Source organism: Desulfomicrobium aestuarii, from assembly GCF_055385525.1.
The window spans coordinates 2,788,083-2,801,311 of the sequence record NZ_AP042427.1 but is presented as its reverse complement, the minus strand read 5'-3'; the positions used below and the strand labels follow the sequence as shown (position 1 = coordinate 2,801,311).

Here is a 13,229-nt window from a genome sequence, read left to right as displayed (position 1 = left end):
TCAAGAAGAACGGGAAATTAGTTTACGGAATCCAAAGAATCAAGGAGTTCAATGAGAAGTGACGGCTTAACGCTTTTCATGCAGGCGTTGCCGAGATCGCACGCGTCCTGCCCGTGCAGGGAGCAGGGCGCCTTGGGGCAGGCGATCTGATGGGCGATGTCGCGGGGACCGGAGGGGTAGAAGCCCCATTCCCTGGTGGTTGGGCCGAAGAGGGCGACGACCGGGGTGCCTACGCCGGTGGCCAGATGCATGGGGCCCGAGTCTCCCGTGATCAGGCAGCGGCACTGGGCGATGAGGGCGGCCGTGGCCCGCAGGTCCGTGGCGTTCGTCAGGTCGCGCGGGGAGCCGGGCAGGAGCGGGGCCGCATTGCGCCCGATGACCAGGACCTCCCGGCCACGGCCCTCCAGTTCATGGATCACCGCGCGCCAGACCTCGGGTGACGGACTCTTGGCCGGGTGCGTTGCGTAGGGGTGCACGGCCACGGGGTTCGAAAGCCCCAGGCGCGCCAGGGTTTCCCGGGCGCGGGCGCTCTCGTCCTCGCCCAGGAAGATGCGCGGGCGCAGGAGCGCGGCGTCAGGCGCCGATTCCTCCAGGGCCAGGCTGTAGCGCTGGGGCACGTTCTCCCGCCCGAGGCGCGCGGCCAGGGACGGGCGGCGCGTGGCCAGGAACAGGCGCCGCGTAAGGGAACGCTTGGCATAGGTTCGGGTGGGGCCGGGCCACAGGGTGCGCAGAATCATGGTGCGCAGGTTCGAGTGCAGGTCGATGAGCGGCATGTGCCCGTGGGTGCGGGCCAGGCCGAGGCAGAAACGCGCCCAGCGCAGGCCGCGCAGGTCCTCTTCGCCCACGGTCAGCACCCGGAGCACGGCGGGGTGGCGGTCGAAGACCGGGGCCAGGGCGGGCCGTGTCAGCACGTGGAAGGTCAGCCCGGCCTGCCGCCAGTATTCGAGGACTCCCGTGGTCAGGATGGCGTCTCCGAGGGCGCTCAGGCGCACCGCCACGCATTCGCGGTTGGACAGGCGCGCGGTCATCGGGCCTTTCCCCCAGCGGCCAGCTCTTTGTAGATGTCCATGAGCCGGGCCGCGGTGCGCTCGATCCGGAAATTTTCCGCGTGTCGCAGCCCGCGTTCGATCATGCCGCGGCGCAGCTCTTCGTCGCCCAGGACCCGCGCCAGGGCCGTGGCCAGTTCCCCGGCGTCCGCGGGCGCGGCGTAGAGGGCCGCGTCCCCGCCCGCCTCGGCGAAGCAGGAGCCGGAGGAGGTGACGACCGGGGTGCCGCCGGCCAGGGCTTCGAGGATGGGGATGCCGAAACCCTCGCCCATGGACGGGTAGGCGAAGACGCGGGCCAGTCGGTAGAGGCCGGGCAGGTCCGCGTCGGCCACCCGGCCGAGGAAGCGGGTCCGGCTTTCGAGCCCCGCGGTCCTGGCCTGGTCGCGTAGTGCGGCCTCTAGGGGCCCGGTGCCCGCGATGACCAGATGCGGGCGTTCACCCTGCGGGAGAAGGGAGATTGCCTCGATCAGGGTCCGTACGCCCTTGCGTTCGATGAGGGAGCCGACGAAGAGGACGAAATCCCGGGGCAGGGCGAGGCGGCTGCGCAGGCCGTCCAGGCTTGATGCGTCCAAGGGCGCCGAGAAGGCGGGGCTGCAGCTCTGGTAGGCCACGCGGATGCGGTCGGGTCTGACGCCGAAGAGTTCCTGCACGTCCTCGGCGGTCCGTGCGCTGATGGCCACGACGAGGTCCGCCTGCCGGCAGCTGCGCTGGTATTTCCAGGCGTAGAGCTTGCGGTCGATCCAGGGGTAAAGATGGGGGTGCGTCAGGAAAAGGAGGTCATGCATGGTGACCACGGTGCGGACCTGCGGCGGGAAATTCGTCAGCGGCAGCTCGTGGGACAGGCCGTGGAAGATGTCGACGCGGTCGCGGGAGGCCGCGGCGGGGATGGCCAGGCTGCGCCAAAGTGCCGGGAAGGCGCGGCCTGCAGGGCACGCTTCCTGCACATGCAGGGCTTCGGGCAGGGGCATTGTGCAAAAGGGTCCGGTCAGCCGCGGCGCGAACAGGGTGTAGCGGTTTTCCGGGAAGTGTTCCGCCAGGCCGAGAACCGTGCTGCGTGCGTAGTTGCCCAGCCCAGTGACGTTCTGGAAGAAGCGTTTGCCGTCAAAGCCGATGTGCATGCACACGTCCCTTATTTTGCACAAGCAGTTCGAGGTAGCTGCCCAGGTCCCGGGCGATCCAGTCCGGCCTGCCCGGTCCGGGAGGGCAGGCCCGCACGCCCGACGGTACGGGCTCAAGCCCCAGCCCGGCCGCTTCCGAAGGGCCGTGGCCGGTCAGGACCAGGACGGTCTCGGCGCAGCCCGCAGCCTGGCCGAAGGCGATGTCCGCGGCCTTGTCGCCAACCATGACCGTGGATTCGGGGCGCAGGCCGAAGCGGGCCGCGAGGTCGTCCCACATGCCGGTGCGGGGCTTGCGGCAGGCGCAATCCTCCCCGGGGCCGTGGGGGCAGAACGCCGCGCCGCCGAGGGTGATGCCCTCTGCCCGGAGCAGCTCCTCCAGCCTGGCGTGCACGGCGAAATAGTCGTCCGGCGTCAGGAGCCCGCGGCCGATGCCGCTCTGGTTGCTGGCCAGGAAGAATCGGCAGCCCAGTTCCGCCAGACGGCGCATGGGTGCGGCCGCGCCGGGGATGAGGGCGACCAGTTCCGGGTCGCGCAGGTAGTGGCGCTCCTCGATCAGCGTTCCGTCGCGGTCGAGGAGGATCGTTTCGATGCGGGTCATGGGTATCCTTGAAAACGGCTTGCGATGGGCTTTTTTGATCCCTTCGCCCAGGCAGGTCAAGAATGGAAATGGTCCGCGCCTGACTCGGGAATCCGGGTCCGGCGGACGAAAATGTTGACGAAACGGGTCTGGTTGTGGATAGCGCGTGCGACGAGCGCGCTTCGCGTCGTGACAGGTCGCGCCGGTTCATGCTAGGAGCCGGGGCACATTGAAACCGGAGATTGCATGAGCACTTCCAAGAATCAGAAATGGGTCTATCTGGCCGCCGTCCTGCTGGTCGCGACCGGAGTGGGATACCTGATCTTCAGCGGGCTGTCCCAGAATTCCGTCTATTTCCTCAACGTTTCCGAGGCGCTGGCCATGCCGGCCGAAAAATTGACCCAGGCCCGGCTCTTCGGGAACGTGGCCGCGGAGGACATTGTCCGCGATCCCGCGTCCATGGGCGTGGACTTCAACGTCCAGGACAAGGACGACCCGACCAAGTCCATACGAGTAACCTATCGCGGAACCGTCCCCGACACCTTCAAGGCCGGCGTGGAGGTCATCCTCGAAGGCCGCTTCAAGGCCGGCGCAAAGCAGTTCGAAGCCACGACCCTGCTGACCAAGTGCCCCTCCAAATACGAAAAGAACGAGAAGGGACAGATGCGTCCTCCCGGATACCAGGGCTAAGCTCGTCTCTTTCTTCCGCAACCAGAACCCCGCGAGGATACCCCGTTTCATGCACGCCATCAGCTTCACCGCACTTCTCCTGAGCATGCTGGCCGCCGTCGGTCTGACCGTCATGGCCGGAATGAAGGCCCTCAAAGACGACTATGGCACCGTGGCCCTCTTCGAGAAGGGCCAGATCTTTCTGACCATGGTCGTTCTCGGCGTTTCCGTCATTCTTCTCCAGGCCCTGGTCGTCAGGGACTATTCCTACGTCTACGTCCGCGACTACACCGATAACCTGCTGCCCATGTTCTACGCGGTGACGGCCTTCTGGGCCGGGCAGAACGGGTCCTTCCTGTTCTGGTACCTGTGCGTGGCCCTCATGGGCTGGTGCATGATCTACACGCCGGGCTACTCGCACCTGGACAATCGGACCAAGGTCTATTTCTGGATCCTCTTCTTCCTCGTCGAGATATTCTTCCTCTTCGCCCTGACCGGGCCGAGCAACCCCTTCATGAAGCTCGACCCCGTCCCGGCCGACGGACACGGCCTCAACCCCCTGCTGCAGAACCCGGGCATGATCTTCCATCCGCCCCTGCTCTTCCTGGGCTACGCCGGATACACCATCCCGTGCTGCCTGGCCCTGGCGTCCCGCCTCTCGGGCAACGGCCGCGAGTGGCTTGACCTGTGCCGCAACTGGAACATCGTGGCCTGGGTATTCCTGACCTCGGGCATCATCCTCGGGGCCTGGTGGTCCTACATGGAACTGGGCTGGGGCGGCTACTGGGCCTGGGACCCGGTCGAGAACGCCTCCCTCATCCCCTGGCTGGCCGGCACCGGCTTCATCCACACGGCCATCGTCGGGCGCACGCGCAAGACCCTGCTGCGGACCAACGTGTTCCTGATCGCCCTGACCTTCCTGCTGTGCTTCTTCGCCACCTTCGTCGTGCGCAGCGGCATGATCGAGTCCCTGCACGCCTTCGGCGGCAGCAAGATGGGCGTCCCGCTCCTGGTCTTCCTCACGGCGGGCTCCGCGCTGACACTGTACGTCTGCCTGGTCTCACGCAAGGACGACACGACGGCCATCGACGACTTCACCAGCCGGCCCGGCATGCTCTTCCTGGCTTCCTGGCTCTTTCTCTGCCTGGCCGGCATCGTCTTCCTGGGCGTGCTCTGGCCGGTCATCAGCAGCATCTGGAGCGAGAACCCCGTCGGCCTCGACGCCGGGTTCTACAACCGGGTCTGCCTGCCGCTCTTCAGCGTCCTGGCCTTCATCATGTCCGTGTGCCCCTGGTTCTCCCAGAAGAGCGGCATCGGCGACAAGCTCGCCTTGGGGCTGGTCCTGGGTGCCGGGGCCGTGTCTGGCGCCGTCATCTTCGCCCTGGGCTACAGGCAGCCCCTGGCGCTCCTCTCCGCCGTGTCGGGCATCATGATCGCGGTCTCCGTGGGTCTGGTCTTCGTGCGCAACAAGGGGCTGAGGTCCTTCATGCCGTCCTGGGGCGCCTACGGCGTGCACCTGGGCGTGGCGCTGATGGTCGTGGGCGTGGCCTTCTCCGGACCGTACAAGGTGGAGGAGGAGGCGGTGCTGACCAAGGGTCAGTCCATGACAGTCGGCGCCTACGAGGTGCGTTTCGACGAACTGTTGCATCATCACGACAACCCGGCCATGGACATGCACTCTGCCGCCCTGACCGTGCTGCGCGACGGACGCGAGGTGGGCAAGCTGGCCCCGGAGAAGCGCCTCTACGCCAGCTTCCAGCAGTCGACCTTTGCCGAGGTCTCGGTCATCCCTTCGCTGGGCGAGGAGATATACTCGACCCTGCTGGGGTTCAACGAGGCCGGCGAGGTCAGCCTCAAGGTCAGCCTCAACCCGCTGGTCAACTGGATCTGGATCGGCGGCACACTGTCCTGCCTGATCGCCTTCCTGTGCTGGAGAAAGATCGAGCGTCAATGATGGCTTCCGGCACGCTTCTCGACCTGCGGGCCGTCAGCCACTTCTTCGGCTCGCGGCTGATCTTCAAGGGGGTGTCCTGCGTCCTGGAGCCGGCGAGCATCATGCTCGTGGCCGGTCCCAACGGCGCCGGGAAGTCCACCCTCCTGAAGATCATGGCCGGGCTGCTGCCGCCGCGTTCCGGCACCGTGCAGCGCCGCGTCGAGGATCGCGCCATGGCCTTCATGGGGCACCAGACCTTCGTCTACCCGGCGCTTTCGGCCCTGGGCAACCTCGAGTTCTGGAACCGCGTCTACGGGCGCGGCCTGGACGACGCGGGGCTGTTCGGGCTTCTCGAAAGGGTGGGGCTCAAGGGGTTCGCCCTGGAGGCCGCGGGCACGTTCTCGCGGGGCATGGCCCAGCGTCTGTCCCTGGCCAGGGTGCTCCTCGTCGAACCGCGGCTCATCTTCCTGGACGAGCCGTCCACGGGCCTCGACACGGCCTCCCAGGCCCTGCTGCACGCCGAGCTTGAGTCGGCCAGGGCCAGGGGGGCGGGCATCGTCTGGATCTCCCACGATCTGGAGCGCGATCTGGGCCGTGCGGACACGGTGCTGCAGCTTTCCGGCAGGTCCATGACCTATTTCGGCCCTGCCGGGGAGTTCCCCAGGGAGGCGGCGTGAGGGCGTCGTGGCTTGCCATCGCGGCCAAGGACCTGCGCCTGGCCTTCGCCGGCGGCCAGGGGCCCGTGCAGGCAGTGCTGCTGGGGCTTCTGCTGGTCTTCATCTTCAGCCTCTCGGCGGCTCCCGGTGACCGTTTCTCACCCCAGCAGGCCATGGCCATCTTCTGGCTGTGCAGCTCGTTCGCGGTGGTCCTCATCTTTTCGCTCCTCTTCCGCTTCGAGGAGGAGAACGACACGGCCACGGCCCTGCTCCTGTCCCCGCTGCCGGTGCAGGCACTGTGGCTGGGCAAGACCCTGGCCGGGCTCGTCCTGCTCGTCCTGTGCCAGGTCTTCTTTTTCCCGGCGGCCCTGGTCTTTCTGGGCCTCGATCCCGGGGGGAGCCCCGGCGGGCTCCTCCTCATGGCCCTGGGCGTCGATCTCGGGCTGTGCATCCTGGGGGGCCTCATCGGCGCCATGGGGCATGGGCAGGGCGCCAAGGACGCGCTGCTGACCATCATCGTCTTCCCGCTGCAGGTCCCGCTGCTCCTGGGGGGCATCCGCATCGGCGTCGGCCTCATGCAGGGCGTCCCCCTGGCCGACCTCGGTGAGTGGTTCGGGCTCGTACTGGCGTTCGACGCGGTTTTTTCCGGCGCGGCGCTATTTCTCTTTCCCCATGTTTTCCGGGGTGAATGAAGGGGCAGACATGTTTCGCATCTATCCGAAAACGCTGACGCTGTTCGCGGCCGCCGCCATGGCGCTCATGGCCGGCGGGCAGTACGCCATCTGGTTCTACGCGCCCGAAGAGATGACCATGGGGCTGGTGCAGAAAATCTTCTATTTCCACCTTCCCCTGGCCTGGTGGAGTTTTGTCGCCTTTTTCGGCGTCTTTGCCGCCAGCGTCATGGTCCTGTGGACCGGCAAGGAAAAGTGGGACGTCCTGGCCGGGGGCCTGGCCGAGGTCGGGGTGCTTTTCAGCGGCCTGGCGCTGATCACCGGCTCCATCTGGGGCAGGGCGGCCTGGAACACGTGGTGGACCTGGGACCCGAGGCTGTCCACGACGCTGGTCATGTGGTTCGTCTATTCGGGGTATCTGGTCCTGCGGGCCGCCGACGCCGGCGGCGCCAAGGGCGCCAGGATGCGGGCCGTGCTCGGCATCGTCGCCTTCGTCGATGTCCCGCTGGTGTTCCTGTCGGCCCGGCTGTGGCGGTCCATCCACCCGGCGGTGCTCGCTTCGCGCGGCGGGGGGCTGGAGCCCGAGATGTGGACGACGGTGTGGATCAACCTTCTGGCCTGGGGCGCCCTGTTCGCGGCCATCGTCCTGGCCCGCTACCACGGCGCGGGGTTTGCGCGCCGGGTCGAGGCTGCCCTGGTCCGGATTCAGGAAAAGACCTTGCAATGAGAGGACAGTCATGAATTACCTTTTTATCGCCAATGTGTGCGTCTGGCTGGGTGTCGGGGGATACGTCCTTTTCCTGGCCCGGCAGCACAGCGTCCTGGAGCGCCGCGTTCGGCAGCTGGAGATACTCGATGCAGACGAATAACGCTTTTCCCCAAACCGCCCGCCGCAGGGTCGTCTTTTTCCTTCTGGCCTGCCTGGGTGCCATTGTCTTCGCCGCCGTGGTCTACCGCGTGGAGAACCCGTCCATCGTGCAGCACGAGGAACGTCAGGAGATGCCCGGCGGCATGGGCCAGATGGGCGGGGACATGGCCGGCATCTCGTCCATGATGCAGAAGCTGCAGGCCAACCCCGACGATGTCGAGGCCATGCGGGGCCTTGGCATGGCCTTCATGGAGATGAAGGCCTGGGACAAGTCCATGTCCTTTTGGGATATGGTCCTCGAAAAACACCCAAGCGACGTCATGGCGCTGAACCAGAAAGGGTTCTGCCTCTTCGAGCTCCAGAAGTACGCCGAGGCGGCCGAACTCTTCGAGCGCATGCTGACCATAGAGACCGGCAACTATCACGCCCACTACAATCTGGGCGTCATCTACAAGCATTACCTCACGCAGCCGGACAAGGCGGCGGCGCATTTCCAGGCCGTCGTCGATGCCGCTCCCGACGACCCCGAACTCGTCGAGAACGCGCGCCGCGAACTGTCCGCGAAGTGATGCCTCAGGCCGGCGCCTCCCGCCGGCCGCTCTCCGGACTATCCGTGCGCAGGCTGCGGGGGGGGGGACTTCCCCCCGTCCTGTTTGACACCGGCAAGGGGCTGATGCTAACGGGTTTCGATTCGATTCCGCATGAACAAAGGCTCGCACCGAGCCGTGATCTGTTGCCCTTAACCCGAACATTGTGGAGGAACTGATGAAACGTTTTTCTGGTCTCGTGATCGCTGCGTGTCTGTCCCTGCTGACCAGTTCGGCCTTCGGCGCCGATACCATCAAGATCGGCGTTGCGGGCGCCCACACCGGTGATCTGGCTTCCTACGGCCTGCCCACGGTCAACGCCGCCAAGCTGGTGGCCAAGGACGTCAACGCCAAGGGCGGCATCGACGGCAAGCAGATCGAGCTGCTGGTTCAGGACGAGGAGTGCAAGCCCGAGAAGGCCACCAACGCCGCGACCAAGCTGGTCTCCGACGGCGCCGTCGTCGTTGTCGGTCACATCTGCTCCGGCGCCACCAAGGCCGCCCTGCCCATCTACACCGAGGCCAAGGTCGTGACCATGTCCCCCTCGGCGACCAACCCCGAACTGACCCAGAGCGGCCAGTACCCGACTTTCTTCCGCACCATCGCCTCCGACGACGCCCAGGCCAAGCTCGGCGTTGATTTCGCCCTCGCCAAGCTGGGCGCCAAGAAGATCGCCGTGCTGCACGACAAGGGCGACTACGGCAAGGGTTACGCGGAATACGCCCAGAAGTTCATCAAGGAAGGCGGCCAGGCCGAAGTCGTGCTCTTCGAGGGCGTGACCCCCGGCGCCGTGGACTACTCCTCCGTGGTCCAGAAGATCCGCCAGTCCGGCGCGGACACCGTCATGTTCGGCGGCTACCATCCGGAAGCCTCCAAGATCGTGGCCCAGCTGAAGAAGAAGCGCGTCGACGTGAAGTTCATCTCCGATGACGGCGTCAAGGACGACACCTTCATCAAGGTCGCCGGCGCCGACGCCGAGGGCGTGTACGCTTCCGGTCCCCAGGACGTCAGCGGCCTGGAAATGAACAAGGCCGCCAAGGCCGCCCACATGGCCGAATTCGGCACCGAGCCCGGCGCGTTCTTCGACGCCGCCTATGCGGCCATGCAGGCCCTGGTCAACGCCATCGACAAGGCCGACTCCGCCGACGCAGACAAGATCATGAACGTGCTGCGCACGGAAAAGGTCGACACCACCGTCGGCACCATCAAGTTTGACGCCCGCGGCGACGCCGAGGGTGTGGGCTTCTCCATGTACCAGGTCCAGAACGGCGTGTACGTGGAACTGAAGTAGAGGTCTTCAGGGTTATCGAGATTCAACCGAGGGACAGGCTAGCCTGTCCCTCGGTTCTTTCAACAGGACGGCAAGGAGCGATCCGGTCCGGATCGGACGAGGAAACATGGACTGGCAGTATTTCACTGAACTTTTTCTCGGCGGTTTGACGCGCGGCAGCATCTACGCGCTCATCGCCATCGGTTACACCATGGTCTACGGCATCATCGAGCTCATCAACTTCGCCCACGGCGAGGTCTACATGCTCGGGGCCTTCATGGGACTCATCGTGGCCGGCGTGCTGGGCATCCTGGGGTTCCCTGCCCCGGCCATCCTGGTCATAGCCGCGGTCGTGGCCATCATCTACTGCGCCGGCTACGGGTACACCATGGAGAAGATCGCCTACAAGCCCCTGCGCGGGGCCGGGCGCCTCTCTCCGCTCATTTCCGCCATCGGCATGTCCCTGTTCCTGCAGAACTACATCATCCTGGCCCAGACCTCGGACTTCCTGCCCTTTCCGCGCCTCATCCCGGACTTTGATTTCCTGGAGCCCGTGGCCCACGTCTTCGGCTCCTCGGACTTCGTCATCGTCGTGACCAGCGCGCTGTTCATGGCCGGACTGACGGTTTTCATCAAGTACACCAAGATGGGCAAGGCCATGCGCGCCACGGCCCAGAACCGCAAGATGGCCATGCTCCTGGGCGTCGACTCGGACAAGGTCATCTCCATCACCTTCATCCTGGGCTCGTCCCTGGCGGCTCTCGGCGGCGTGCTCATCGCCTCCCACGTCGGCATGGTCAACTTCGCCATCGGGTTCCTGGCGGGCATCAAGGCCTTCACCGCGGCGGTCCTGGGCGGCATCGGCTCCATTCCGGGCGCGATGCTCGGCGGCCTGTTCCTCGGGCTGTCCGAGAGCTTCGCCACCGGCTACATTTCGAGCGACTACGAAGACGTCTTCGCCTTCACCCTGCTGGTGGTCTTCCTGATCTTCCGGCCTTCGGGCATCATGGGCAAGGCCAAGGTGGAAAAGGTATGATCGGCTGGCGACATTCCCTCGACGGACGGAGACGATAATGAACGAACTCATCAAATCCATTCAGGTCAGCATCTGGTTCATGTTCCTGACCTTCCCGATCATGGTCATCCGGGTCAACGCCATCGAGAAGTCCGTGATCTGGCGCTGGGAAAACCTGGCCCTGGTCGGCGTCGGCAGCTTCGTGCTGTCCTTCGTCTGGCGCTGGGCACTGCGCCGCAAGGAAGCCGGGGACGCCGCAGCCGCGTCCGGCGGCCAGGAGGCCGGCCGGCTCTCCGCCCTGCTGGAGAATCCCGCGCTGAGACTGCCGATCCAGGTTGTCCTGCTGGCCGTGTTCTGCACCATCCCCTGGTTCGTGACCACCTACCAGACCAACATCCTCATCTCGTTCCTGCTTTACGTGGTGCTGGGCCTTGGCCTGAACGTCATCGTCGGCGTGGCCGGCCTGCTCTTCCTCGGCCATGCCGCGTTCTACGCCATCGGAGCGTATTCCTACGCCCTGCTGAACCAGTACTTTGGCCTCGGGTTCTGGGTGGCGCTGCCCATCGGCGGCGTGGTGGCCGCCTTGGCCGGTGTGGCCCTGGCCTTCCCGGTCCTGCGGCTGCGCGGCGACTACCTGGCCATCGTCACCCTGGGCTTCGGCGAGATCGTGCGGCTTCTGCTCGAAAACTTCAGCGACATCACGGGCGGGCCTTCGGGCATCTCCAACATCCCCCGTCCCGGACTCCTGGACATGCAGCTGTCCGTGGCCGGCGCAAACATCTACATCTACTACATCGTGCTGGCCCTGGCTCTTGTGACCATCGTCGCCGTCACGCGGCTCAAGGATTCGCGCATCGGCCGGGCCCTGCAGGCCCTGCGCGAGGACGAAATCGCCTGCGAGGCCATGGGCATCGACCGGGTGGGCGTGAAGCTCATGGCCTTCGGCCTCGGCACGGCCTGGGCCGGTTTCGCCGGCGTGGTCTTCGCGGCCAAGACGACGTTCATCAACCCGGCCAGCTTCACGTTCTTCGAATCGGCCATCATTCTGTCCATCGTCGTCCTGGGCGGCATGGGCTCCAACCTGGGCGTCATTCTCGGTTCGGCCTTCCTGGTGCTTCTGCCGGAATACATGCGCGCCTTCTCCGAGTACCGCATGATCCTCTTCGCCACGGCCATGGTGCTGATGATGGTCTTCCGGCCCCAGGGGCTCATCCCCGAGAAGCGGAAGACCTACACGGTGTCGGACCCCGAACTGAACACGGCCACAGGAGGGCAGAACTAGATGGAACCGGTACTCGACGTCACTGCCGTGTCCATGAACTTCGGCGGCCTGCGGGCCCTGAACGACGTGGAGTTGAAGGTCAACTCCGGCGAGATCGTGGCCCTCATCGGGCCCAACGGCGCAGGCAAGACCACGTTCTTCAACTGCATAACCAGCATCTACACCCCCACCGAGGGCGAAGTCTGGTTCACGCCCAAGCAGGGAGTCCGGACCAAGGTCAACGGCATGAAGCCCAACCTGGTCACGGCCCTGGGGATGGCCCGCACCTTTCAGAACATCCGCCTCTTCAAGAACATGAGCGTCCTGGAAAACGTGATGATCGCCAGGCATTGCCGCACCACAAGCGGCATCCTCGGCGCGCTGCTGCGTTCGCCCGCCGTGCGCCGGGAGGAGAAGGAGATCGTCGACCGCAGCTACGAACTGCTCAAGTACATCGGGCTGCACAAGTTCTACAACGAGCAGGCCTGCAACCTGCCGTACGGGGCCCAGCGCAGGCTGGAGATCGCCCGCGCCCTGGCCACGGACCCGGCGCTCTTGCTCCTCGACGAGCCGGCCGCGGGCATGAACCCGCAGGAGACCGAGTCCCTGAAGCACCTTGTGCTCAAGATCCGCGACGAAATGGACATGGCCATCCTGCTCATCGAGCACGACATGAGCATGGTCATGAGCCTCTCCGAGCGCATCTACGTCATGGAATACGGGTGTCTCATCGCCCACGGCACCCCGGCCGAGGTCAGCAGCGACCCGCGGGTCATCAAAGCCTACCTCGGGGAGGAAGCCCATGCTTGAGCTCAGGAACGTCAGCACCTTCTACGGCAACATCCAGGCCCTGCACGGGATTTCCCTGAAGATCGGCAAGGGCGAGATCGTGACCCTCATCGGCGCCAACGGCGCCGGCAAGAGCACGACCCTCATGTCCATCTGCGGCGGCGTCCCGCCCCGCAGCGGCGAGATCGTCTTCGACGGTCAGCCCATCCAGGCCCTCAAGGCCGACCGCATCGTGCGCATGGGCATTTCCCAGGTGCCCGAAGGCCGGCTCATCTTCCCGGACATGACGGTCATGGAGAACCTGGACCTGGGCGCCTTCCTGCGCAACGACCAGAAGGGCATCGCCCAGGATCTGGAGTACGTCTTCGAGCTCTTCCCCATCCTGGCCGAACGCCGCAAACAGATGGGCGGCACCCTGTCCGGGGGCGAGCAGCAGATGCTGGCCATTTCCCGCGCGCTGATGGCCCGGCCGCGCCTGCTGCTTCTGGACGAGCCGTCGCTTGGCCTGGCGCCCATCATCATCGCACAGATTTTCGACATCATCCGCAAGGTCAACGAGTCCGGGACCACGGTCTTCCTGGTGGAGCAGAACGCCAACCAGGCCCTCAAGGTCGCCCACCGCGCCTACGTCATGGAGAACGGGCGCATCACCCTCGAGGACACCGCCGCGGCGCTGCTGGCCAACGAAGATGTCAAGAAGGCCTATCTGGGGCTCTAGACGCCCCGGTTCATCAACGAAAACCCTTGTTCCCGCATTTCGGGAGAGGTG

At 65.5% G+C, this 13,229-nt stretch carries 15 protein-coding genes; 12 read left to right on the top strand and 3 right to left on the bottom strand.

Going from position 1 to position 13,229, the window contains the following annotated elements:
• Positions 1-17: 17 nt before the first annotated feature.
• Genes ACZ5AC_RS12730 through ACZ5AC_RS12720 form a run of 3 tightly spaced genes read right to left on the bottom strand, consistent with a single transcriptional unit; the run spans position 18 to position 2,762 of the window.
• Positions 18-1,028, bottom strand: a complete 1,011-nt coding sequence (locus tag ACZ5AC_RS12730) for a glycosyltransferase family 9 protein (RefSeq protein ID WP_464247976.1) — start codon at positions 1,026-1,028, stop codon at positions 18-20.
• A complete protein-coding gene (locus tag ACZ5AC_RS12725) occupies positions 1,025-2,164 on the bottom strand; it encodes a glycosyltransferase family 4 protein (RefSeq protein WP_464247975.1) in 1,140 nt (379 codons plus the stop codon). The genes ACZ5AC_RS12730 and ACZ5AC_RS12725 overlap by 4 nt, the downstream gene beginning before the upstream one ends.
• The gene (locus tag ACZ5AC_RS12720) at positions 2,148-2,762 is read right to left on the bottom strand and encodes a D-glycero-alpha-D-manno-heptose-1,7-bisphosphate 7-phosphatase (protein ID WP_464247974.1); all 615 of its coding nucleotides are present in this window, start codon (positions 2,760-2,762) and stop codon (positions 2,148-2,150) included. The genes ACZ5AC_RS12725 and ACZ5AC_RS12720 overlap by 17 nt, the downstream gene beginning before the upstream one ends.
• 225 nt (positions 2,763-2,987) lie before the next feature.
• Here ACZ5AC_RS12720 and ACZ5AC_RS12715 point away from each other — a divergent pair, with 225 nt between their 5' ends.
• The 12 genes from ACZ5AC_RS12715 to ACZ5AC_RS12660 all read left to right on the top strand — a co-directional run bounded on the left by ACZ5AC_RS12715 (position 2,988) and on the right by ACZ5AC_RS12660 (position 13,178).
• On the top strand, positions 2,988-3,431 hold the full coding sequence (locus ACZ5AC_RS12715) for a cytochrome c maturation protein CcmE (protein WP_464247973.1): 444 nt from the start codon (positions 2,988-2,990) through the stop codon (positions 3,429-3,431).
• A 49-nt stretch (positions 3,432-3,480) separates the two neighbouring features.
• Positions 3,481-5,364 carry a heme lyase CcmF/NrfE family subunit gene (locus ACZ5AC_RS12710; protein WP_464247972.1) on the top strand — a complete coding sequence of 628 codons (1,884 nt, stop codon included), beginning with the start codon at positions 3,481-3,483 and terminating at the stop codon, positions 5,362-5,364.
• On the top strand, positions 5,361-6,020 hold the full coding sequence (locus ACZ5AC_RS12705; protein ID WP_464247971.1) for an ABC transporter ATP-binding protein: 660 nt from the start codon (positions 5,361-5,363) through the stop codon (positions 6,018-6,020). Before ACZ5AC_RS12710 ends, ACZ5AC_RS12705 begins: the two co-directional genes overlap by 4 nt.
• Positions 6,017-6,691, top strand: coding sequence for a heme exporter protein CcmB (locus ACZ5AC_RS12700; protein WP_464247970.1), 675 nt, complete (start codon positions 6,017-6,019; stop codon positions 6,689-6,691). The genes ACZ5AC_RS12705 and ACZ5AC_RS12700 overlap by 4 nt, the downstream gene beginning before the upstream one ends.
• Before the next feature lie 10 nt (positions 6,692-6,701).
• A complete protein-coding gene (locus ACZ5AC_RS12695) occupies positions 6,702-7,397 on the top strand; it encodes a cytochrome c biogenesis protein (protein ID WP_464247969.1) in 696 nt (231 codons plus the stop codon).
• A gap of 10 nt (positions 7,398-7,407) precedes the next feature.
• A complete protein-coding gene (locus ACZ5AC_RS12690) occupies positions 7,408-7,539 on the top strand; it encodes a CcmD family protein (RefSeq protein WP_464247968.1) in 132 nt (43 codons plus the stop codon).
• On the top strand, positions 7,526-8,107 hold the full coding sequence (locus ACZ5AC_RS12685) for a tetratricopeptide repeat protein (protein WP_464247967.1): 582 nt from the start codon (positions 7,526-7,528) through the stop codon (positions 8,105-8,107). The genes ACZ5AC_RS12690 and ACZ5AC_RS12685 overlap by 14 nt, the downstream gene beginning before the upstream one ends.
• A gap of 196 nt (positions 8,108-8,303) precedes the next feature.
• Positions 8,304-9,416 carry a branched-chain amino acid ABC transporter substrate-binding protein gene (locus tag ACZ5AC_RS12680; RefSeq protein WP_464247966.1) on the top strand — a complete coding sequence of 371 codons (1,113 nt, stop codon included), beginning with the start codon at positions 8,304-8,306 and terminating at the stop codon, positions 9,414-9,416.
• A gap of 106 nt (positions 9,417-9,522) precedes the next feature.
• On the top strand, positions 9,523-10,431 hold the full coding sequence (locus tag ACZ5AC_RS12675) for a branched-chain amino acid ABC transporter permease (protein WP_464247965.1): 909 nt from the start codon (positions 9,523-9,525) through the stop codon (positions 10,429-10,431).
• 37 nt (positions 10,432-10,468) lie between these two features.
• Positions 10,469-11,692: an ABC transporter permease subunit gene (locus ACZ5AC_RS12670; protein ID WP_464247964.1), complete on the top strand. Its 1,224-nt coding sequence runs from the start codon at positions 10,469-10,471 to the stop codon at positions 11,690-11,692.
• Positions 11,693-12,481: an ABC transporter ATP-binding protein gene (locus ACZ5AC_RS12665; protein WP_464247963.1), complete on the top strand. Its 789-nt coding sequence runs from the start codon at positions 11,693-11,695 to the stop codon at positions 12,479-12,481. It abuts the gene before it with no gap.
• Positions 12,474-13,178: an ABC transporter ATP-binding protein gene (locus ACZ5AC_RS12660; RefSeq protein WP_464247962.1), complete on the top strand. Its 705-nt coding sequence runs from the start codon at positions 12,474-12,476 to the stop codon at positions 13,176-13,178. Before ACZ5AC_RS12665 ends, ACZ5AC_RS12660 begins: the two co-directional genes overlap by 8 nt.
• The last annotated feature ends 51 nt before the right edge of the window (positions 13,179-13,229 follow it).